This is a genomic window from Actinoplanes sichuanensis, from assembly GCF_033097365.1.
Taxonomy (GTDB): domain Bacteria; phylum Actinomycetota; class Actinomycetes; order Mycobacteriales; family Micromonosporaceae; genus Actinoplanes; species Actinoplanes sichuanensis.
Genome location: NZ_AP028461.1, coordinates 7,592,758 through 7,614,292, shown reverse-complemented (window position 1 = coordinate 7,614,292; position 21,535 = coordinate 7,592,758). Strand labels below are relative to the sequence as shown.

The following is a 21,535-nucleotide window of genomic DNA, read 5'->3' as shown; positions in this document are numbered from 1 at the left end:
CACACAGACAGTGCGATGTTCGGGCGTATGCCGACAGGTCGGGCAGGCGCCGGGTGGTCCGCACCAAGGTCGAGTGTCACGCCATGGAGCGATCACAGCACTCTCCGGAGCGATCGAGGGGCTCCCCTCGATCCAGTGTTTTCGCAGGTGATCGATGGTCTTGGGGGACCGCCCCGGAGGGCGGAAATGGGTCCCGAGAGGCCGACCGCAAACTGTCTGACATTGATGCCTGTGGTAACCGTCAAGTTCCTGACAGTAATAAATGGGCACGTTCACGGGGGCTAGATGCCTGGCGCATGATCGTCCGAGACGGTGTAATAGGTGGGACCGTATCTGACCGCACTGTCTGCGACGTGAGGATTCAAGATGGCAGCCACTGGCACAGCTACCAGTACTGAGAAGGGTCGTCGAATCGTCGGTAGCGAGCGGCAGTCGCTCGCCAAGGACCTGGTGAAGCGTTACACCGGCGGCGAGAGCATCCGCGCGCTGGCCGCGTCCACCGGCCGTTCCTACGGATTCGTACACCGCGTGCTCACCGAGTCTGGCGTGCAGTTGCGCCAGCGTGGTGGCGCTCGCCGCCGCAAGAAGGCGTGACGGCCGGGAACGCCGGGCCCACCACCACCGACGAGGTAGGCGTTCGCTACGAACAGGACGGGCCGGTCGCGACGGTGACGTTGTGCCGGCCCGACGTTCTCAATGCTCAGACTCCGGCGATGTGGACGGAGCTCGGCAACATTTCCCGGAAATTGCCGGGGGACGTCCGGGTCGTCATTGTCCGAGCCGAGGGACGCGCGTTTTCCGCGGGCCTGGATCTGTCGGTGGCCCGCGGTGACGGCGATTCTTCACTGTCCCGGCTGGCGCAGTTGTCAGCCACCGAGTGCGCCGATCGCATTGCCGGGTTCCAGACCGCGTTCACCTGGCTGCGCAGTCCGTCCATTGTGACGATTGCTGCAGTGCAAGGACACGCGATCGGTGCCGGCTTCCAGTTGGCGCTCAACTGCGACATGCGAGTCCTCGCGGATGACGCACGCCTCTCGATGGCCGAGGTCACCCTCGGACTGGTGCCCGACCTCGGCGGTACGAAACGGCTCACCGAGCTGGTCGGACCGTCCCGGGCGCTGGAGATCTGCGTCACCGGCCGGCGGATCTCCGCCGACGAGGCCGACCGGATCGGTCTGGCGACCACCGTCGTCGCCCGTGCCGACCTGGACGCGACCGTGTCCGACCTGGCCGCTGCGGTGCTGGCGGCGGACCGGGGAGCGGTCGCGGAGATCAAGGCCCTGCTGGCGGGTGCGCCCCTGCGGTCGTACGCGGAGCAGGACCGGGCCGAACGTGAGGCCCAGACACGGCGTCTCAGCGAGCTGCTGGGCTCCGGGGAGTAGATCACCTCCCGGGATTGTCGTACCCACGGGGCAGGATGTGTTCTGCCCGTCGAACGACGCCCGGGAGGTGAGACATGTCCACGAGCTGGAGTGTGCTGCGCTCGATTCAGAGCGCGGACCGCGTCAACCGGCATCAGGTGCGCAAGGGCACCGCTCGGCGGATCGTGCGGTTCGCCGTGCCGTACCGGCGAGACATCTCGGTCTTCCTGCTGACCGTCATGCTGGCCGCCGGTATCGGGGTCGCCACACCGCTGCTGGCCGGGCAGGTGATCAACGCGATCACCGCCGGTGGTGCCGGCGCCGCCGGAGCGGTGATCCGGCTCGCTCTGGTGATCGCCGCGCTGGCCGTCGCCGACGCGCTGCTGTCGCTCGCCCAGAGGTGGTATTCGGCGCGGATCGGCGAGGGGATCATCCTCGACCTGCGGACCCGGGTGTATGACCACGTCCAGCGGATGCCGCTGCAGTTCTTCGCGCGCACCCAGACCGGCGCCCTGGTCAGCCGGCTCAACAACGACGTGGTCGGCGCTCAGCGGGCGTTCACGTCGACCCTCTCCGGGGTGGTCAGCAACGTCATCCAGCTGGCGCTCACCGCCGGTGTGATGTTCACCCTGTCCTGGCAGATCACCGCCCTGTCGCTGCTCCTGCTGCCGGTGTTCATCGTGCCCGCCCGCCGGGTCGGGAAACGGCTCGCCGAGATCACCCGCGAGTCGTACGACCTGGACGCCAAGATGAACGCGACGATGACCGAGCGGTTCAACGTCTCCGGCGCGTTGCTGGTCAAGCTCTTCGGGCGGCCGGACACCGAGGCGTCCCGGTTCGGTGAGCGGGCCTCCCGGGTCCGCGACATCGGCGTCCAGCAGGCCATGTATTCCCGGACCTTCTTCGTCGCGATGCTGCTGGTCGCCTCACTCGCGCAGGCCTTGACATATGGGCTGGGCGGCTGGCTCGCGGTGCACGGCAACGTCTCGGCCGGCACCGTCGTCACCCTGGCCCTGCTGCTGACCAGGCTCTACGGCCCGCTCACCGCACTCAGCAACGTGCGGGTCGACGTGATGAGCGCGCTGGTCTCCTTCGACCGGGTCTTCGAGGTGCTCGACCTGGAGCCGGGCATAGCGGAGAAACCCGACGCGGTCCCGGTCCCACCCGGGTCGGGGCGGATCGAGTTCCGCGACGTCCGCTTCCGCTATCCGAGCGCCGACCAGGTGTCGCTGGCGTCGTTGGAGGATGTCAGCGCCCTCGACCGGACCGAGCAGGAGGAGGTGCTCACCGGTCTCGACTTCACCGTCGAGCCGGGGCAGATGGTCGCGCTGGTCGGCCCGTCCGGTGCCGGGAAGTCGACCACGTCGATGCTGGTGTCCCGGGTCTACGACGTGACCGGCGGGTCGGTGCTGGTCGGCGGGGTCGACGTCCGCGACGCCACCCTGGAGTCGCTGCGCGACACGGTCGGCGTGGTCACCCAGGATTCCCATCTGTTCCACGAGACCATTGCCGAGAACCTCCGGTATGCACGGCCGGGCGCGACCGAGGAGCAGATGTGGGAGGCGCTGACCGGGGCCCGGATCGCCGCCCTGGTCCGGGCGCTACCCGACGGGCTCGACACGGTGGTGGGGGAGCGCGGCTACCGATTCTCCGGCGGCGAGAAACAGCGCCTGGCCATCGCCCGGCTCCTGCTCAAGCAGCCGTCGATCGTGATCCTCGACGAGGCCACCGCCCACCTCGACAGCGAGTCCGAGGCGGCCGTGCAGCGAGCCCTGGCCGAGGCGCTGCGCGGGCGGACCGCGCTGGTGATCGCACATCGGCTCTCCACCATCCGGGAGGCCGACCAGATCCTGGTCCTGGAGAAGGGCCGGATCGTCGAGCGCGGCCGGCACGAGGATCTGGTCGCGGCAGGCGGTCTCTACGCCTCGCTGTACCGGACCCAGTTCACCGAAGCGGTGATCTGATGGCCTACCTGGCGACCTTCGCGGCGCTCGCGCTGATCTGCCTGCTGCTGATGCGGTTCGCCGGGTGGGCCCGCCGAAAGGGGATCGGCGGCGGGGTGATGGGACCGATCGACGAGGCCTGGCATCCGTCGGCTGACCGGTTCCGGCGGGAGACCGCGATCCACGAGCAGCGTGTCCTGCCACCCCGACCATCCGACGACCGCGACCGCGACCGCGACTGAGAAGGCCCCGTCCGTCCCACCCCGCCCGCACCAGTCGTCCCGCTGCCGCCGCTCTTGCCCGGTCCGCTCTCCGGGTGTGCCGCTCAGCCCGGCCGTGCCCGCCCTGCCCGTTGCGAGTGGTGTGCCGCTCAGCCCGGCCGTGCCCGCCCTGCCCGTTGCGAGTGGTGTGCCGCTCAGCCCGGCCGTGCCCGCCCTGCCCGTTGCGAGTGGTGTGCCGCTCAGCCCGGCCGTGCCCGCCCTGCCCGTTGCGAGTGGTGGGTCGGTCCGGGGCGTGGTCAGGGATCGCGGGCGGGGTGCCGGTGCAGCAGGCCGCGGGCCGGGAGGTGAGGTGCGGCCGGAGCCTCGTTCGCGGTGGCGCCGTACCTGGCCGCCAGGGGTTTCGCGGTCAGTCCGTGTGCGAAGACGCTGAACAGCACGGTCAGGCCGATCACCGCCACCGCCTGGTCGGCGGCCGGGCCCAGGTCCTCGGCGGCGAGCACGGCGAAGACGATCGACGCCAGACCCCGCGGGCCGAACCAGCCGATGAAGGCGACGGTTCGGGAGTTCATTCCGCTGCGGAGGAGAGCCAGCGCCACCGGCAGCATCCGGATCACGGTCAGGCTCAGGATCGCGTAGACGACCACCTGCCAGCCGATGTGGGTGAGGACTATCGGTACCGCGGCCGCGCCGAAGACCAACCAGGTCAGCAGCGACACCAGACCGGCCGTCTGCTCCACATAGAAGACCTCACGGGACCCGCCGCGGCCGGCCGCCGCGCCGAAGGCGATCCCGGCTACGAACGCGGCCACGAATCCGTTCCCGCCGAGCCAGTGCACGCCCGTGTAGACCGCCAGGGCCAGGGCCAGAACGCCCGGGCCGGCGAAATCCTCCGACGCCCAGCCGCGGGTCCGGGCCGTCCGCATCGCCCAGCCGCCGGCCAACCCGGCGAACACTCCGGCCGCCACCCCGATCGCCAGGCCGGTGATCGCCGTGCCCGGTCCGGTCACGGTGGCTGCGGCGCCGGCTATGGCGAGCGTCACCACCGGGGTGGCGATGCCGTCGTTGAGCCCGCTCTCCACGTTGAGCACGCGGCGGATCCGCTCCGGCACCGCCGGGTCCGTCATCACCGCCGCCCCGAGTGCCGCGTCCGTCGGGGCCAGTGCCGCGCCGATCAACAGGGCGATCCAGAAGCCGAGGTCGCCGAAGAGCAGTGCGGCGGCCAGGGTGCCGGCCCCGATCGTCAGCGGTAGTCCGACCGCGAGCAGTCGTGCGTAGAGCCCCGCGTCGGCCCGGAACTCCGGCAGCCCCACCCGGGCCGCGTCGGCGAACAGCACCCAGACCAGGGTGATCTCGGCCAGCATCCGAACCGCTTCCCGGGTGGCCTCGGGATCGGGCACCGGACCGGTGGACAGCAGCAGCCCGGCGGTGACGAACAGGATCGGAGCGGTGAGGTCGGCGCGACCCAGCCGCGCCGACCACAACCCCCAGGCGAAGACGGCGAGCAGCGCCATTGCCACCGTCGCTCCATTCATGCCCCCGATTCGACCGTGACCCCGTCACCCCACGGATCACCCCGGCCGGATGAGGGCCGGCGGCGGGCGGCTCATGTTGACCTTGGGTGGTGGGGCTACGGACTGAGTGGAAGCTCCAGGGATGGAGGGGCGGGGTGGGCCGCTGTTCGGAGGGCGGCGAACTCGGTGATCAGCGCCGGTAGCTGGAAGTGGGCGTTCAAGCCGCTCGGATTCGGTAGTACCCAGACCGGCACGCCGGAGATCGTGTCGTCCTGGGGGCCGAGTCGGGCCTTCGGGCGCCGGAACGCGGCTCGGTAGGCGGTCACGCCCAGCACCGCCAGATATCGCGGGCGCAGCCGGGCCACCCGCGCGGCGAGTCGGGCGCCGCCCTCGACGAACTCGTCGAGGGAGAGCTCGTCGGCCCGTGCTGTCGCTCGCGAGACCACGTTGGTGATGCCGAGCCCGAGTGCGGGCAGGAGATGCTGTTCGGACGGGTGCAGCAGCCGGTCGGTGAAACCGGCACCGTGCAGCGCCGGCCAGAACCGGTTCCCCGGACGGGCGAAATGGTGGCCGGTCGCGGCGGAGTAGAGGCTCGGATTGATGCCGGAGAACAGCACCAGTAGATCCGGCCCCGCCACATCGGGAATGGTGCGGTCAGCGGCCGCCGCCACCTCGGCGGCGCTGGGCCGCCGCCGGTCCGGGTCGGTATCGGTGGTGGATCGGGCGGGCGGGGCGGGATCGGTCACAGGGTTCGGAGGGCGCCACCGTCGACCGCGACCGCCACACCCGTCACGTAACTGGCCGCCGGGGACAGCAGGAAAGCGGCCGCCCGGCCGAACTCGGTGGGCTCGCCGATGCGGCGCAGCGGGATTCCCGACGCGACCGTCTCGGCGGCGGCGACCGGGTCGGCGGCCGATTCGAAGAGTTCCCGGCTGCGGTCGGTCATGAAACGGCCGGGCAGGACGCTGAGCACCCGGATGCCGCGCGGCCCGAACTCGTCGGCCATGTCCTTCGCCACCATCGCCAGCCCGGGGCGCAGACCGTTGGAGAGGCCGAGCCCGGCCAGCGGCGTCTTCACCGACGTGGACAGCACCAGGCCGATCGCGCCACCCTCCGGCAGTGCCGACGCGAACGTCCGGGCCGCCCGCACCGAACCCAGGAACACCGTCTCGAACGCGCTCGTCCACTGGTCGTCGCTCATGCCGGCCGCGCTGCCCGGCGCCGGACCGCCGACCGAGATCAGCGCGCCGTCGAGCCGCCCGAACCGCTCCTGCGCGGCATGCACCAGCTCCCGCGGGGTGCTCGGGTCGGACAGGTCGGCGGTCACGCCGAGCGCGTGCTCCGGACCGCCGAGCGCGGCGACCGCCTCGGTGACCCGGGCACCGTCACGCGATGAGACGACCACCTTCGCCCCGTCGCCGACGAGCGCCTGCGCGGTGGCGAACCCGAGGCCCCGCGATGCCCCGGTGAGGATGTAGACACGATCAGCGAGCCCAAGGTCCATGTCCCGATCCTGCCATCTCCCGGCGCAGCGCTGTCGCGGTGGCCGCGTCGGCGGGTAGGAACGCCTCGATGGCGAGCTCGGACAGGGTCACGTCACGCGGGGTGCCGAGCACCGTCGTGATGCTGAAGAACCGCAGGTCCGCATAGTGCAGCGGAACGACGAGACCGTCCGGATGGGCGGTGGTCCCGCCGCCGGGGTAGGCGGCCAGCTCGGCGCGGAGCTCGCGAAGCACCGGGTCGCCCGTCGTCGCGGCCTGCCGGTCGAGGCGGTGCAGGATGTGCGTACGCCACTCGGGCAGGTTTTTGATCTTCGGGGCCATGCCGGACGGGTGCAGTGCCAGGCGCAGGACGTTGACCGGCGGGGCCAGCAGTTCCGGCGCGCAGCCGGCGGTGAACCGGGCCACACCGTCGTTGCCGTCGACCATCGTCCAGTGCCTGTCGATCAGCACGGCCGGGTGCGGTGAGTGCCCGACGAGCACGTTGCGGAGCGCGGTCAGCACGTCGTTGAGCGGCGGCCCGTCCAGTTCGGACTCCGGGTAGGCGGGCGCGTACCCGCCGGCCAACAGCAGCTCGTTGCGGGCCCGCAAGGGCACGTCCAGTTCCTCGGCCAAGCGCAGCAGCATCTGCCGGGTGGGCCGGGACCGGCCGGTCTCCACGAACGACAGGTGCCGGGTCGACACCCCGGACCGCCCGGAGAGATCGAGTTGGCTCATCCGCCGGGTGTCCCGCCAGCCGCGCAGCAACCTGCCCACGTCGCTCATTCCGGCAGCGTAGGCGGGTGCGCGGGACGGCGGCCATTACCTCGCGGGTAATCGACGGCGTTACCCGTCGCGGGCCCGGTCGACGCTCGTCACGTCGGCGACCTCGGCCGGGGTGCCCCTCCGGCCCGGTGGTCGGGCCGAGGACGTCTCGCATCGCGGGGAGGAGATCCGCGACAGCGTCAGTGGCGGCGGACGGCTTCCTCGACCACGCCGAGGACGGCGGCCAGCTCGCCTGCCGGGCGGCCGGTGGCCAGGTGGAGGACGAGTCCGTCATAGGCCAGCTCGAGGAACTGGGTGAGCACCTCGACCGGCACGTCCTCGCGGAGCACACCGGCCTCCCGCTGGCGCTGGAGCCGCTCGCGGGTGGCGTCGGCGATGGCGGCGGACCGCTGCGCCCACCGTTTGGCGAAAGCCGGATCGGTACGCCGTCGATGCGCCACCTCGAGCTGGGTGCCGAGCCACCCGGCCGTGTCGCCCTCGCTGTTACCGGCCCGCTCGAGCAGGTCGCGCATCACCTGGACGAGGCCGTTACGGGCGACGGTCTCGGCCATCGTGGCGGCGTCGTCCTCGGCGACCGCGAGGAAGAGATGTTCCTTGTCCCGGAAATGGTGGAAAATCGCGCCGCGGGACATGCCGGTGGCCTCTTCGAGCCGGTGGACCGTCGCGCCGTTGTATCCGAACCGCGCGAAGCACGTGCGGGACGCGCTGAGGATCTCGTGGCGTCGAGCATCGAGCTGGTCCTGACTCACCCTGGGCACACCGTTGATCGTGTCATGGGCCAGGACTTTCTTGCAATCCGTACGTACGGCTTACTAGAACCGGGTGTCCCACGATCGGATGATGCGAATTTCGTCATCCTCTCAGCGTTTTGTTAACAGTCCTGGGCTGGTTGGTTCCGTGTGCGCTCACGTAAAGTGCCCGCGTGCCTCTAGTCTTCCTCGCTCTGGACGACACCCTGCTCGACCGCAGTGGTGCGTTCCGGCTGTGGGCGAAGGGGTTCCTGGATGAGATCGGGGCCGCGCAGGACGATCTGGAGTGGCTCGTCGCGGTCGACGCGGACGGTCTGACCTCCCGGTGGGACCTCGCCGACCTGATCCGCGAGCGCTACCGGCTGCGGGTCTCCTCGATCGATCTGGTCGACGAGCTGAACGGTGGGCCACAGACCTTCGAACGCCTCGACCCGATGGTCGGTTGCGCGCTGGAGATCGCCGGTGACGCCGGGCTGGTGCCGGTGGTGGTCACCAACGGGCCGGCCGAGCAGCAGGACGCCCGGATCCGGCGGACCGGTCTGGACCGGTATGTCGCCGACTGGGTGATCTCCGAGGAGTGCGGCGTGAGTAAACCCAACCCGCGGATCTTCGCGGTCGCCGCCCAGCGGGTGCGGATGCGGCTGGCCGGGGCGTGGGTGGTCGGGGACAGCCCGGAGGCCGACATCGGCGGGGCCGCCGCGCTCGGTCTGCCCAGCGTGTGGCTGCACCGCGGGCGGGAGTGGGTGGACAACAGGTTCGCGCCGACCCACGCGGTCGGTAACGTGATTCAGGGCCTGTCCGCGATCATGGCGAATCGCTGAATAAATGAGTTGCGCGCTCCGGCGTTGATCGGAAAGAGTGGGCGCGCTGTAGAGAACGTCCCGACGAGAAAGAAGGGGGTGGACCAGATGGCTGTCGTTGTGATGCCTGCTGTCCCCGCTTCCCCGAAAACTTCTTTCTCCGAGGAGAACCTCCAGTGCGCGAGCACGACTCTTACGGCTCCACCACCATGCGCGGCAAGCGCCGCAAGTTCGACGACGACGACCCCACTTTCGTAAAGCGCGGCCGGATCGAGCCGGCCCTGCAGGAGGACCCGGATCTGCCCGAAGAGGGCGACCGCTGGTCCACGTGGGACGGTGCCCTGCACGGCCCCGAGCCTCGCCCCGACTGGGTCCGCACCGAGTACGGCGCGGTCGACACCGAGCTGGGCATGCTCAAGACCGGCAAGGAAGCCGACGTGTTCCTGGTGCGCCGGGCCATCCCGGGCACCGACAAGATCAGCATGCTGGCCGCCAAGCGCTACCGCGACGGCGACCACCGGATGTTCCACCGCGACGCCGGTTATCTCGAAGGGCGCCGGGTCCGCCGGTCCCGGGAGATGCGGGCGATGACCAACCGGACCGCCTTCGGCAAGGAGATGATCTCCGGGCAGTGGTCGGCGGCCGAGTTCGGCGCGCTCGGCCGGCTGTGGGAGATCGGGCAGGAGAGCGGCCTGGTCTGTGTGCCCTACCCGGTGCAGCTGATCGGCACCGAGCTGATGATGGAGTTCATCGGCGACTGGGAGACCGGCGAGGCCGCGCCCCGACTGGCCCAGGTCCGGGTCGATCCGGATCAGCTGGCCGACCTGTGGCGGCAGATGACCGACGCGCTGTCGGTGCTGGCCCGGGCGCAGGTGGCGCATGGTGACCTGTCGCCGTACAACACGATGGTGCACGACGGGCGGCTCGTCATGATCGACCTGCCGCAGATCGTCGACGTCATCGCCAACCCGCGCGGCGGCGAGTTCATCGCCCGGGACGTGCGCAACGTGGCGAGCTGGTTCCGGTCGAGGGGCCTGACCATCGATGAGGACGAGCTGATCGAACGCCTGCACTTCGAGGCGGGTCTGCGCTGACGGGCAGCTGGGGCCGGGGCCACACGGCCCCGGCTCACCTCACTGAATGTAGCCCTCGACCTCGCCGGTGCTGTGGGCCTGCTCGGCGTCCGGATCGTGGCCGGCGTCACGGGCCGCCCGGCGGCGGCGCAGCAGGTCCCAACACTGGTCGAGGGACTCCTCCAGGTCCTTGAGGCGGGTGTGCTCCTCGTCGGACGAGATCTTGCCCTCGCTCAGCTGGCGGCGAAGCGAATGCTCCTCGTCCACCAGCTCGCTGATCCGTCCCAGAACGGTCTTGTCATCCATTCCCGAAGCCTATTCACCACCGACGGGGCGGTCACGCCGCCCCGTGGGAAGATCGCCGGGTGACGCTTGACGAGCAGCGGGAGCGCATCCTCTCCGGGGCCATGTACAACGACCTGACCAGTGAACTCGTCGAGGCTCGGGAGCGAACCGTGCTGCTGACCGACGAGTACAACTCCAGCTTCGGGCGGCCGCAGGCGGAACGCGAGGGCATCCTGCGGCGGCTACTCAAGTCGGTCGGTGACGGCTGTCACTTCGAGCCGACGTTCCGGTGCGAGTTCGGGTTCAACATCAGCATTGGGGACGCGTTCTACGCCAACTTCGACTGCGTGATGCTGGACGGCGGCGGGATCACCATCGGTGACCATGTGCTGTTCGGGCCACGGGTCGGTATCTACACGTCCAACCACGCCATCGACGCGGCCGAGCGGGCGGCCGGTGCCTGCTACGCCAAGCCGGTGACGATCGGTGACAACGTGTGGATCGGCGGCGGGGTCACCATCAACCAGGGCGTCACCATCGGTGACGGCGCGATCGTCGCCTCGGGCAGCGTCGTCACGAAACCGATCCCGGCCGGGGTGATCGCGGCAGGCGTCCCGGCGCGGGTGCTGCGCGAGATTACCGAAAAGGACAAAACCGGTTTCAAGCCCTGATTTCGGTACGGGGTGAGCGCCTCTTTCGTGAAGGCGGGGCGGGTAGCCGTACCAACGGGAAAAAGCCCGCCTCCCGGAACCGGGAAGCGGGCCTTGACCAGGCGATGTCAGCTGTGCAGCGTCAGCTGCGAAGCATCTTGCGCAGCACGTACTGCAGGATGCCGCCGTTGCGGTAGTAGTCGGCCTCGCCGGGCGTGTCGATCCGGACGACGGCGTCGAATTCGATGCCGGTGTCGGTGGTGACCTTGACCGTGCGCGGCGTGGTGCCGTCGTTGAGCTCGATGACGCCGGCGAAGGAGAAGGTCTCCGTGCCGGTCAGGCCGAGTGACGCGGCGTTCTCACCCTGCGGGTACTGCAGCGGGAGCACGCCCATGCCGATCAGGTTCGACCGGTGGATGCGCTCGTAGCTCTCGGCGATGACCGCGCGGACGCCGAGGAGCATGGTGCCCTTGGCCGCCCAGTCGCGGGACGAGCCGGAACCGTACTCCTTACCGGCCAGGATGACCAGCGGGATGCCGGCCTCCTGGTAGGCGACCGAGGCGTCGTAGATGGTGGTCTGCTCGCCGGTCAGGTGGTTGAGCGTGAAGCCACCCTCGACATCGGTCAGCAGCTGGTTGCGCAGACGGATGTTGGCGAACGTGCCACGGATCATGACCTCGTGGTTGCCGCGGCGCGAGCCGTAGCTGTTGAACTCGGCGCGCGGGACGCCGTGCTCGGCGAGGTACTTGCCGGCGGGCGAGTCCGGCTTGATCGAGCTGGCCGGGGAGATGTGGTCGGTGGTCACCGAGTCGCCCAGCTTGGCCAGCACGCGGGCGCCGGTGATGTCGGTCACCGGGCTCGGGTCGGCCTGCATGCCCTCGAAGTACGGGGGCTTCCGGACGTAGGTGGAGTCCTCGGACCACTCGAACGTCTTGCCGGTCGGGGTCGGCAGCGACTGCCACTGCTCGTCGCCGGCGAAGACGTCCTGGTAGGCGGCGCTGAAGCCCTCGGCGCCGATCGCCTGCGCGATGGTGTCGTCGATCTCCTTGGCCGACGGCCAGATCTCGTTCAGGTAGACCGGCTTGCCGTCCGACCCGGTGCCGAGCGGCTCGGTGGTGATGTCGATGTCCATCGAGCCGGCCAGCGCGTACGCCACCACCAGGGGCGGGGACGCCAGGTAGTTCATCTTGACGTCCGGGTTGATCCGGCCCTCGAAGTTACGGTTGCCGGAGAGCACACTGACCGCGGTCAGGTCGTTCTCGTTGATGGCGGCCGAGACCTCCTCGGGCAGCGGGCCCGAGTTGCCGATGCACGTGGTGCAGCCGTAACCGACCAGGTTGAAACCGATCTTGTCCAGGTACGGCGTGAGGCCGGACCGGTCGTAGTAGTCGGAGACGACCTTCGAACCGGGGGCCAGAGTGGTCTTGACCCACGGCTTGCGGGTCAGGCCGCGCTCGACGGCCTTCTTCGCGAGCAGGGCCGCACCGATCATGACCTGCGGGTTCGAGGTGTTCGTGCAGGACGTGATGGCGGCGATGACGACCGCGCCGTGGTCCAGCTCGTACTCGACGCCGTCGTCGCCCTTGACCCGGGTCGGCTTGGACGTGCGGCCGGTGGCGCCGAGGGCGGCGCTGAAGACGTGCGGCTTGTCGGCCTCGTCCTCGACACCGTTGGCCGGCGCGTCACTGGCCGGGAACGACTCCTCGCTGGCCTCGTCGGCGTGACCGTGCGGGGCGGCGTAGGTCGGCAGCGCCTCGCGCCACATAGCCTTCGCCGCGTTCAGCGGAACGCGGTCCTGCGGGCGCTTCGGGCCGGCCAGCGACGGGACGATCGTCGAGAGGTCGAGCTCCAGCTTCTCGCTGAAGTCGGGCTCCGCGTTCGGGTCGAGCCACAGGCCCTGCCGCTTGGCGTAGGCCTCGACCAGCGCGACCTGGGCCTCGCTGCGCCCGGTCATCCGGAGGTAGTCGATGGTCTGCTCGTCGATCGGGAACATCGCGGCGGTCGAACCGTACTCCGGCGACATGTTGCCGATGGTGGCCCGGTTGGCCAGCGGGACGGCGCTCACGCCGGGACCGTAGAACTCGACGAACTTGCTGACCACACCGTGCTTACGCAGCATCTCGGTGATGGTGAGCACCAGGTCGGTGGCGGTGGTGCCGGCCGGCGCCTCGCCGAACAGCTTGAAGCCGACGACCCGCGGGATCAGCATGCTGACCGGCTGGCCCAGCATCGCGGCCTCGGCCTCGATGCCGCCGACGCCCCAGCCCAGCACACCCAGGCCGTTGACCATGGTGGTGTGCGAGTCGGTGCCGACCACGGTGTCCGGGTACGCCTGGCCGTTGCGCTCCATGATGGTGCGGGCCAGATACTCGATGTTGACCTGGTGCACGATGCCGGTGCCCGGCGGGACGACCTTGAACTCGTTGAACGCGGTCTGGCCCCAGCGCAGGAACTGGTAGCGCTCACGGTTGCGCTGGTACTCCAGCTCCACGTTGCGCTGGAAGGCGTCCTCCCGGCCGAACAGGTCGGCGATGACCGAGTGGTCGATGACCATCTCGGCCGGCGACAGCGGGTTGACCTTGGTCGGGTCGCCGCCCAGGTCCTTCACGGCCTCACGCATGGTGGCCAGGTCGACCACGCAGGGGACGCCGGTGAAGTCCTGCATCAGCACCCGGGCCGGGGTGAACTGAATCTCGACGTTCGGCTGTGCGTCCTTGTCCCAGCTGCCGAGCGCATTGATGTGGTCGGCGGTGATGTTCGCGCCGTCCTCCGTGCGCAGCAGGTTCTCCAGGAGGATCTTCAAGGAGTAGGGCAGGCGCTCGTGCCCCTCCACCTTGTCGATCGTGAAAATCTCGTAGCTCGCGTCTCCGACGCGCAGCTCGCTCTTCGCACCAAAGGTGTCGAGGCTGGCCACCGTCATCTCCTTCACACCCAGCGACTGGAAGTCAAGTCTTTCGCACCGAAAGGGCGACCTCTTGGTTAGGTATGCCTAACTCTCGGTTGTGCGTCTTCGGTAAACCGTACGTCCGTCTTGCTAGCCGCTGCAAGGCGGGTCCCACGCGACGATCCTCGCAGCCTGTAGTCGAGACACCCGGAAAATGTCGTATCCCGCTGGGATGATGTGCCGGTGACGACGATGGAGATCATTGCGGGCGCTCCGGCTTCCTCCAGGACCAGGCCGCAATGGCTGATCGTGCACTACCAGCGGCCCGACGGTGACTACGCCGACTGGGTCCTGCACGCCTGGGGTGATCTCGCGCCCGGCACCGACACGCTCTATCCCGACGGCGTCCCGTTCGCCGGGGAGGACGCGTGGGGCCGGTTCGCCTGGGTGCGCATCGCGGAGAATGCTCAGGAGATCGGCTTCCTGGTGCTCAGTCGACAGGGCGGCAAAGACGTCGAGATCGACCGCTGGGTCACGCTGAGTGAGGGCAGTGAGATCTGGCTCACGGCCGGCGACAGGCGTGTCTCCCACACGCCGCCGGTCCTGCCGGAGCCGCCCGCCGAGACCGTGGTGATCCACTACCGCCGCCCCGCCGGCGACTATGCGGGGTGGGGCCTGCACGCCTGGGAGGGCGTCCCGGTCACCGAGAAGACCAGGTGGGGCCGCCCGCACATGCCGGCCCGCTTCGACGCGTTCGGTGCCGTCTTCGAGGTGCGGGTCCGGCCCGACGCCGTCGGCCTGCGTTACGTGCTGCATCGCGGCGAGGAGAAGGATCTGCCCGACGACCAGCGCCTCGACCTCACCGTGGCCCGGGAGGCCTGGCTGGTCGCCGGTTCCGTGCAGCCGGTCCGGCCCGATGTCGGCACGCACGGCCCCGAGCTCGACCCGGCCCGGGCGCACGCCGTCTTCATCGATCGGGGCACCGTCGCGCTGCCCGAGTGGTTCGCCGCCCGGGCCACGAGTCTCACCCTCGGCTCGTTGCCGCTGGTGCCACGGCCCGGCGGTCTGTTCCAGGCGCAGAGCCGCCGCTTCCCGCACCTCCGGGCGTATCGTGCGTTCGCGGTGCGTGAGCTCGACGACACGACGCTCGGTGAGCTGCTGCGCGATCAGCTGCTGGTCACCGGCCGCGACGGCGCGGGCGACGTGGTCGCGGTCACCGCCGTGCAACTGCAGGGTGTCCTCGACGATCTCTATGGTGCCGCGGTCGAGGCCGAGTTGGGCCCGGTCCTCGACGACCCGGAGCGGCCGCGCCTGTCGGTCTGGGCGCCCACCGCCCGCACCGTGGAGTTGGAGCTCTTCCGTGAGCCCGGCGAGGAGCCGCGGGTCTTCCCGATGGAGCGCGACGACACGACAGGCGTCTGGTCGGTCGTCGGCAAGCGCAAGTGGATCAATCGGTGGTATCGGTTCCGCGTCCAGGTGTGGCAGCCGGCCGTCCAGCGGATCGTCACCACCAGCGTCACCGACCCGTACTCGGTGTCGCTGGCCACCGACTCCACACACAGCCAGCTCGTCGACCTGTCCGACCCGGCGCTCGTCCCGCCCGGCTGGGCCGAGTCCACCCCGCCCGACCCGGTGCCACCGGCCCGGATGCAGATCACCGAGGTCTCGGTCCGCGACTTCTCCATCGCCGACGCCACCGTCCCGCCCGACGAGCGCGGCACCTACCTGGCCTTCACCCGCCACGGGTCGGACGGGATGCGTCACCTGCGCTCGCTGGCCGAGGCCGGGCTCACCCACGTGCACCTGCTGCCGGTCAACGACTTCGCCACCGTGCCCGACCGGCGCGCCGACCAGTCGGTGCCGCTCTGCGACCTGGCGTCGTTCCCACCCGACTCGCCGGAGCAGCAGCGGGCCGTCATGGCGGTGGCCGACTCGGACGGCTTCAACTGGGGTTACGACCCCTGGCACTGGACGACCCCGGAGGGCAGCTACGCCACCGACCCGGCCGGTCCGGCCCGGATCGCGCAGATGCGCGCGGCGGTGGCGGCGCTGCACGCGGCCGGGCTGCGGGTGGTCCTCGACGTCGTCTACAACCACACCATGGGCGACGGGCTCGACCGGTTCAGCGTGCTCGACCGGATCGTCCCCGGCTACTACCACCGGCTGCTCGCCGACGGCAGCGTCGCCGAGTCCAGCTGCTGCCCGAACACCGCGACCGAGCACACCATGATGGGTCGGCTCGTGGTCGACTCGCTGGTCACCTGGGCCCGGGAGTATCGGATCGACGGCTTCCGGTTCGACCTGATGGGTCACCACCCGCGGGCCGGCATCCTGGCCGCGCGGGAGGCCCTGCAGCGGGTCCGGCCGGATATCGCGCTCTACGGCGAGGGGTGGAATTTCGGCGAGGTGGCCTATGACGCCCGGTTCGCCCAGGCCACCCAGGTCAACATGGCCGGCACCGGGGTCGGCACGTTCAACGACCGGTTGCGCGACGCGATCCGCGGTGGCGGGGCGTTCGGCGACGACCCGGCGGTGCGCGGCTTCGCGACCGGGCTCGGCTCGGCGGTTCCGCTGTGGCTGCACGATCAGGTCAAGGTGGGGCTGTCCGGTGCGCTGGCCACCTATCGGTTCCTGGCGCACGACGGGGTCGAGCGCAGCGGTGGGCAGATCGGCTACAACGGCGCACCGGCCGGCTACGCCCACGATCCGGGCGAGGCGGTCAACTATGTGGACGCCCACGACAACGAGATCCTGTACGACGCGATGGCGTTCAAGCTGCCGGCCGGCATCGCCCAGATCGACCGGGCCCGCATGCAGGTCCTGGCGCTGTCGCTGGTGGTGCTGAGTCAGGGCGCGGGTTTCGTGGCACTCGGCACCGAGCGGCTGCGGTCCAAGTCGCTGGACCGTAACTCGTTCAACTCGGGTGACTGGTTCAACCAGATCCGCTGGGATCCGGCGCTCGGCAACGGGTTCGGCGTGGGCCTGCCACCGGAGGCCGACAACGGCGACAAGTGGGACTGGGCGCGGCCGCTGCTCGGTGACCCGTCGCTGGTCCCGGCGCCCGATGTGATCGAGCTGGCCGCCGAGCGCTATCGGGAGCTGCTGCGGATCCGCCGGTCGTCGCCGGTCTTCGGGCTGCCCACCGCCGAGGAGGTGCAACGGCGGTTGTCGTTCGCTCCGGGCGGCGGGTCGGAGCAGGCCGGGGTGATCGTGATGTGCCTGGACGGCACCGGTCTCGATCCGCACTGGGCCCGCGTGGTCGTGGTGTTCAACGCCACCGACGGCACGGTCCATCCGGCGATCCCCGACCCCGGCGGGCTGCGGCTGCACCCGGACCTGACCGGCTCGGCCGATCCGGTGCTGCGGGCGGCCACCCCGTCCGGCGTGCCGGCCCGATCGACCGCGGTGTTCGTCGCCGACATCCCCTGACCGGCGGGGCGGGCGCGGCTGCGCTACATTGCGCCGCGTGAGGCGTCGAGTGGAGGTCGTGGTGCGGGTAGAGCGTGCCCTGTGCGCGTTGGTGTTGGCCGGGCTGGTCGGGGGCTGCACCTCGTCCGGAGACGACCGGAAACCCGTCGTCCAGGACCCGAGTTCGCCGGCCGCCGCCGCGTCGGCACCGGCCTGGACCGAACCGGCCGCCTACAGCTTCACACTGACCCGCGGGTGCGAGTCCGCGCCGATCGGTGAGTACCGGGCGACCGTCAAGGACGGTGTGCTCAGCGCCGCCGAGCGGGTCGGTGCGGTCTCCGTGGTGCCGTCCTCGTCGGCCGAGGTGGAGCTCGGCCCGGTCACCGAGGGCCAGCAGGGCGAGGAGATCGACGTGCCGACCCTCGGCGAGTTGCTGACCATGGCGGCGACCGCCGGTGAGGACGGCGCCACCGTGGAGACGAAGTTCGACACCGCCGACGGTCACCCGGTCCAGGTGAAGATCAACGTCGAGGACGATCCGGCCGCCGCCGAGTGCTGGAACGTGACGGAGTACAAACCGGCGTCCTGACCGTTCTCGGGGACGCGCCGCGTCCCCGAGAGCCCGATCCTCGATCAGGGGTGCAGCGCGTCCCGCAGGAAGTCGCCGCCCTGACGGGTGGCGGCCTTCGCGGCGTGCGTGTCCTTGAGCGCGTTGAGCAGCACGAAGTCGTGGATGATGCCCTGGTAGCGGACCGCTGTCACGTCCACCCCGGCGGCACGCAACTTGGCCGCGTACGCCTCGCCCTCGTCCCGCAGCACGTCCGCCTCGGCCACGATGACCAGCGCCTTCGGCAGCCCGGCCAGTTCCTCGGCGGAAGCCCGCAGCGGCGACGCGGTGATCTGCGCCCGCTCCGCCTCGTCGGTCGTGTACTGGTCCCAGAACCACTGCATGCCGTCGCGGCGCAGGAAGTAGCCCTCGGCGAACTGGTGGTACGAATCGGTGTCGAAGCTCGCGTCGGTCACCGGGTAGAACAGCAGCTGCGCGCTGATCGCCGGGCCGGATCGCTGCTTGGCCAGGATGGTCAGGGCGGCCGTCATGTTGCCGCCGACCGAGTCACCGGCGACCGCGATGCGGGTGGCGTCCAGGTCGTGCCGGCTGCCGTGCGCGGCCACCCACTCCAGCGTGGCATAGACCTGCTCGACGGCGACCGGGTAACGGGCCTCGGGGGAACGGTCGTACTCGACGAAGACGGTGGCCGCGTTCGCCCGTACGGTCAGCTCCCGGACCAGCCGGTCGTGGGTGTTCGCGTCGCCGAAGACCCAGCCCGCGCCGTGTGTGTAGATCAGCACCGGCAGCGGGCCGGTCGCCCCGGCCGGACGCAGGACACGCACCTTCACCTCACCGGTCGGGCCGCCGGTGAACGTCAGATCCTCGACGTCGGCGGCCGGCGTCTCGACCCCGGTGCCGTCCTGGACCGACTCGACGGCCTTGCGGCCCTCCTCCGGACCGAGGTCGAACAGGTACGGCGGGTTCGCGGTCGCCTCGACGAAGGCCTGCGCGGCCGGTTCGAGCACGGGCTTCGGGTAGCTCATCGGATCCTCCTTGAGATCGGTCGAGGATCAGCCAACCCGAACTCAGTGCGTGATCAGTGCATTTCCGATGCACTCGTGATCCGGTCCACGATGGCGACGTACCGATCCACCTCCGCATCGCCGATCGCCTGCCGGTAGGCCGGTTCGTGCCGGCCCAGCAGATTCCGGAAGACGTCACACGCGGCCCGTGCCCCGTGGTGGTCGCCGAGATGGTCGCTGGCCTCGGCGAGGAAGGCGTAGATCGGGAGCCGGATATGGATCTCGCCGGGTGGGACGTGCTCGGCCGCCCACCGGGCCATCGCGGCGGCCTGCCGATGGTCGCCCAGCACCAGGGAGGTCTCGGCCAGTCGAGCCGCCGCGCTGTTGCGCAGGTCGTCGAGACCGGTGGCGAGGGCGATGTCGAACGCCTCCCGGGCCAGCGCCACGCACTCGTCCAGCTGCCCGTCCTCCTGCAGGGTTCGGGCCAGCGCGTCGATGCAGTACACCAGGACGGTCGGCTCGCCGGTCCGCCGGGCCGCCGCCACCGATCGCCGCAACAGGGGAATGGCCTTGTCACGTTCCTCCACGCGGAGCGTCAGCCCCAGGTTACGCAGCACGTGTGCCTGCCCGATCACGTCGCCGGCCCGTTCCGCGATGTCCAGGGCCCGGAGCAGCAGCAGCCGGGCGACCGCCGGATCGGTGGGGGTCTCGACGAGGGCGGCCTCGCGCAGCAGCGCCGCCTCCAGCACCGGTTCGCCGAGGCCACCGGCTACGGCCAGGACCCGCATGGTCTGCTCGCGGGAGTCCGCGTACGGCTCGGCCCGAGCCGACCGGACCGCACGTAGATAGAGCACCATCAGCACGGCTTCCCGGTGATGGCCGTGGAGCAGGGCGAGGTCGATGATGCAGGCGAGCGCTGCCTGTTCCCGGGTGTACCAGCGCAGCGCGTCGGCGAGATCCGCCATCGGCGTCGGCGTCATGTCCGGGGGGACGGGCCCGAGCGGGGCGATCTCGGGACGCCCGAAGGCCAGGTACGCCGCGCGGGCGTCGCGGAGCGAGTGCTGCACCAGCCGGCCGACAGCCTCGGCACGCTCGTCGCCGAGCAGCTCACCGGCGTACGCCCGGAGGAGGTCGTGCAACGTGTACCGCTGCCGCCCGGCCTCGGTGATCATGTGGGCCGCGCTCAACTCGGCGAGCGAGGCGCGGACGGTCGGGCCGGCGCCGGCGATGCTGGCCGCCGCCTCGACCGGGATCTCCGGCCCGGAGTGGACCGACATCAGCCGGAACAGCCGTGCGGCGGCCGGGCTCAGCGCCAGGTACGACCAGGACAGCGCGGACCGGACGTCGTCGTGCGCCTCACCGGTGGAGAGCGCGTCCAGCCGGGCCTGTGAGGACAGCTCGTCGGCCAGGTCGGCGAGTTTGAGTCCGGGCCGGACCGCGGCGTGTGCCGCGGTGATCGACAGCGCCAGCGGCAGGCCGGCGCAGAACCGGACGAGGTCGGTGGTCGCGACCGGTTCGGCGGCCAGCCGGGGCGCGCCGATCCGTTTCGCGAGCAGTTCCCGGGCGGCCGTGTCACTGAGCCGGCCGACCGGCACGGCCCGCGCCCCCTCGTGTGCCACCAGCCCGGCGAGCCGGTTGCGGCTGGTCACCAGCACCAGGCAGCCGGGCGCGCCGGGCAGCAGTGGGCGTACCTGCTCGGAGTCTCGTGCGTTGTCCAACAGGATGATCATGCGCCGGTCGGCGACCGCCGACCGGAACCGGGCCGAACGGGCGTCGACGTCGTCAGGTAGCTCGGCGAGGCCCACACCGACCGATTCGAGAAGCGTGGCCAGCGCGTCGGACGGGATCACCACCCGGCCGCTCGGGTCGAAACCACGCAGATTGAGGTAGAGCTGCCCGTCCGGATAGCGCGGTGCCAGCCGGTGCGCCCAGTCCACGGCGAGGGCGGTCTTGCCGATGCCGCCCATACCGCTGAGCACCACCATGCCGGCGCTGTGATCGGGCAGGTCACCGCGGTCCACGAAACCCGCCACCCGACGGGGCAGCTGAGCCGGCCGGTGGGCCGACGGCGGCTCCGGCTCGTCGTCGGTGAGCGCGGCCAGATGCGCGGCCCGCAACTCCGCGCCCGGATCGGTGCCCAACTCGTCGGCGAGCAACCGCCGGGTCGTGTCGAAGAGCACCAGCGCCTCGGCGCGGCGGCCGGCCACGGTCAGCAGCCGGATCACCCGGGCCTGGAGCGGCTCGTGCAGCGGCGCCGACGCGGCGATCCGCTGGAGCAGGGGGAGCAGGCGCGGCTCGGCCTGATCGGCGGCGTCCACCGCGATCTGGATCCGCTCCTGCTCGAGGGCGACGAAGGCCGGATGGGTGAGCACCTCGGCGTCCAGCCCGGCGAACACCGGCTCCTGGACCAGCTCCAGCGCCTGACGGATCGACCCCGGGGCGTCCCGTAGCGCACGGACCGCCATCAGGTCACAGCTCTGCGCGTCGGCGACCAGACGGTAGCCCTGTCCGGCCGGGAACACCCAGCTCCCGGTGGCCCGGCTGGCCAACTCCGGCTCGAACAGTCGGCGGGCCTGCCCGACCAGCCGGTGCAGCTGGTTCACCGCGCTCGGCGACGGCTCGGCGCCCCAGATCAACTCGATCAGGGTGTCCACCCCGACCGTGCCACCGCGGGCCGCGAGCAGCGCCGCCAGCAGAATCCGCAGCCGCGGCGCCCCGATGTCGACCTCGACGCCGGACCGCCACATGCGGAGCCCGCCGTAGGAACGCAGTCGCACGGCGGGCTCGGTGGTGCTCATGCCCTGATCCTGCCGG

17 protein-coding genes and 1 pseudogene are annotated in these 21,535 nt (G+C 70.6%); 9 read left to right on the top strand and 9 right to left on the bottom strand.

What is annotated here, in order from left to right:
* The first annotated feature begins 366 nt into the window (after positions 1 to 366).
* From Q0Z83_RS34905 to Q0Z83_RS34890, 4 genes and pseudogenes are all read left to right on the top strand, one after another.
* Positions 367 to 594, top strand: coding sequence for a helix-turn-helix domain-containing protein (locus tag Q0Z83_RS34905; protein ID WP_020510159.1), 228 nt, complete (start codon positions 367 to 369; stop codon positions 592 to 594).
* Positions 591 to 1,382, top strand: coding sequence for an enoyl-CoA hydratase/isomerase family protein (locus Q0Z83_RS34900; RefSeq protein WP_317787502.1), 792 nt, complete (start codon positions 591 to 593; stop codon positions 1,380 to 1,382). The genes Q0Z83_RS34905 and Q0Z83_RS34900 overlap by 4 nt, the downstream gene beginning before the upstream one ends.
* 74 nt (positions 1,383 to 1,456) lie before the next feature.
* Positions 1,457 to 3,316 (top strand): annotated as a pseudogene (locus tag Q0Z83_RS34895) (ABC transporter ATP-binding protein); the annotation flags it as partial.
* 8 nt (positions 3,317 to 3,324) lie between these two features.
* Positions 3,325 to 3,546 (top strand): hypothetical protein, encoded by a 222-nt coding sequence (locus Q0Z83_RS34890; RefSeq protein ID WP_317787501.1) that lies wholly within the window; start codon positions 3,325 to 3,327, stop codon positions 3,544 to 3,546.
* Between the two features lie 275 nt (positions 3,547 to 3,821).
* Here the strand turns inward: Q0Z83_RS34890 and Q0Z83_RS34885 are convergent, their stop codons facing one another.
* The 5 genes from Q0Z83_RS34885 to Q0Z83_RS34865 form a co-directional block, all read right to left on the bottom strand.
* On the bottom strand, positions 3,822 to 5,057 hold the full coding sequence (locus tag Q0Z83_RS34885; RefSeq protein ID WP_317787500.1) for a cation:proton antiporter: 1,236 nt from the start codon (positions 5,055 to 5,057) through the stop codon (positions 3,822 to 3,824).
* Between the two features lie 95 nt (positions 5,058 to 5,152).
* Positions 5,153 to 5,782 (bottom strand): G/U mismatch-specific DNA glycosylase, encoded by a 630-nt coding sequence (gene mug, locus Q0Z83_RS34880; RefSeq protein ID WP_317787499.1) that lies wholly within the window; start codon positions 5,780 to 5,782, stop codon positions 5,153 to 5,155.
* Entirely contained in the window at positions 5,779 to 6,540 is a 762-nt protein-coding gene (locus Q0Z83_RS34875; protein ID WP_317787498.1) for an SDR family oxidoreductase, read from the bottom strand. The genes mug and Q0Z83_RS34875 overlap by 4 nt, the downstream gene beginning before the upstream one ends.
* Complete coding sequence (locus tag Q0Z83_RS34870) at positions 6,521 to 7,300, bottom strand: helix-turn-helix domain-containing protein (RefSeq protein WP_317787497.1); 780 nt, start codon at positions 7,298 to 7,300, stop codon at positions 6,521 to 6,523. Before Q0Z83_RS34870 ends, Q0Z83_RS34875 begins: the two co-directional genes overlap by 20 nt.
* 179 nt (positions 7,301 to 7,479) lie before the next feature.
* Positions 7,480 to 8,058, bottom strand: coding sequence for a TetR/AcrR family transcriptional regulator (locus Q0Z83_RS34865; protein WP_317787496.1), 579 nt, complete (start codon positions 8,056 to 8,058; stop codon positions 7,480 to 7,482).
* Positions 8,059 to 8,222: 164 nt separating this feature from the next.
* Between Q0Z83_RS34865 and Q0Z83_RS34860 the strand changes: the two genes are divergently transcribed.
* Both Q0Z83_RS34860 and Q0Z83_RS34855 read left to right on the top strand, forming a co-directional pair.
* Positions 8,223 to 8,870, top strand: coding sequence for an HAD family hydrolase (locus Q0Z83_RS34860; RefSeq protein ID WP_317787495.1), 648 nt, complete (start codon positions 8,223 to 8,225; stop codon positions 8,868 to 8,870).
* 155 nt (positions 8,871 to 9,025) lie between these two features.
* Positions 9,026 to 9,943, top strand: a complete 918-nt coding sequence (locus tag Q0Z83_RS34855; RefSeq protein ID WP_378078809.1) for a serine protein kinase RIO — start codon at positions 9,026 to 9,028, stop codon at positions 9,941 to 9,943.
* 39 nt (positions 9,944 to 9,982) lie between these two features.
* On the opposite strand, the gene Q0Z83_RS34850 is transcribed toward Q0Z83_RS34855, so the two are convergent.
* On the bottom strand, positions 9,983 to 10,228 hold the full coding sequence (locus tag Q0Z83_RS34850; protein WP_317787494.1) for a DUF2630 family protein: 246 nt from the start codon (positions 10,226 to 10,228) through the stop codon (positions 9,983 to 9,985).
* A gap of 59 nt (positions 10,229 to 10,287) precedes the next feature.
* On the opposite strand from Q0Z83_RS34850, the gene Q0Z83_RS34845 reads away from it, so the two are divergent.
* Positions 10,288 to 10,878: a sugar O-acetyltransferase gene (locus tag Q0Z83_RS34845; RefSeq protein WP_317787493.1), complete on the top strand. Its 591-nt coding sequence runs from the start codon at positions 10,288 to 10,290 to the stop codon at positions 10,876 to 10,878.
* 121 nt (positions 10,879 to 10,999) lie between these two features.
* Here the strand turns inward: Q0Z83_RS34845 and acnA are convergent, their stop codons facing one another.
* The gene (gene acnA, locus Q0Z83_RS34840; protein WP_317787492.1) at positions 11,000 to 13,786 is read right to left on the bottom strand and encodes an aconitate hydratase AcnA; all 2,787 of its coding nucleotides are present in this window, start codon (positions 13,784 to 13,786) and stop codon (positions 11,000 to 11,002) included.
* Positions 13,787 to 13,993: 207 nt separating this feature from the next.
* Here acnA and pulA point away from each other — a divergent pair, with 207 nt between their 5' ends.
* Together pulA and Q0Z83_RS34830 are read left to right on the top strand one after the other, a co-directional pair.
* Entirely contained in the window at positions 13,994 to 17,170 is a 3,177-nt protein-coding gene (pulA, locus tag Q0Z83_RS34835) for a pullulanase-type alpha-1,6-glucosidase (RefSeq protein ID WP_317797192.1), read from the top strand.
* Positions 17,171 to 17,207: 37 nt separating this feature from the next.
* Positions 17,208 to 17,738 carry a hypothetical protein gene (locus tag Q0Z83_RS34830; protein WP_317787491.1) on the top strand — a complete coding sequence of 177 codons (531 nt, stop codon included), beginning with the start codon at positions 17,208 to 17,210 and terminating at the stop codon, positions 17,736 to 17,738.
* Between the two features lie 44 nt (positions 17,739 to 17,782).
* On the opposite strand, the gene Q0Z83_RS34825 is transcribed toward Q0Z83_RS34830, so the two are convergent.
* Both Q0Z83_RS34825 and Q0Z83_RS34820 read right to left on the bottom strand, forming a co-directional pair.
* Positions 17,783 to 18,742, bottom strand: coding sequence for an alpha/beta hydrolase (locus tag Q0Z83_RS34825; protein WP_317787490.1), 960 nt, complete (start codon positions 18,740 to 18,742; stop codon positions 17,783 to 17,785).
* A 53-nt stretch (positions 18,743 to 18,795) separates the two neighbouring features.
* Positions 18,796 to 21,519, bottom strand: a complete 2,724-nt coding sequence (locus Q0Z83_RS34820) for an ATP-binding protein (protein WP_317787489.1) — start codon at positions 21,517 to 21,519, stop codon at positions 18,796 to 18,798.
* Positions 21,520 to 21,535 lie beyond the last annotated feature (16 nt).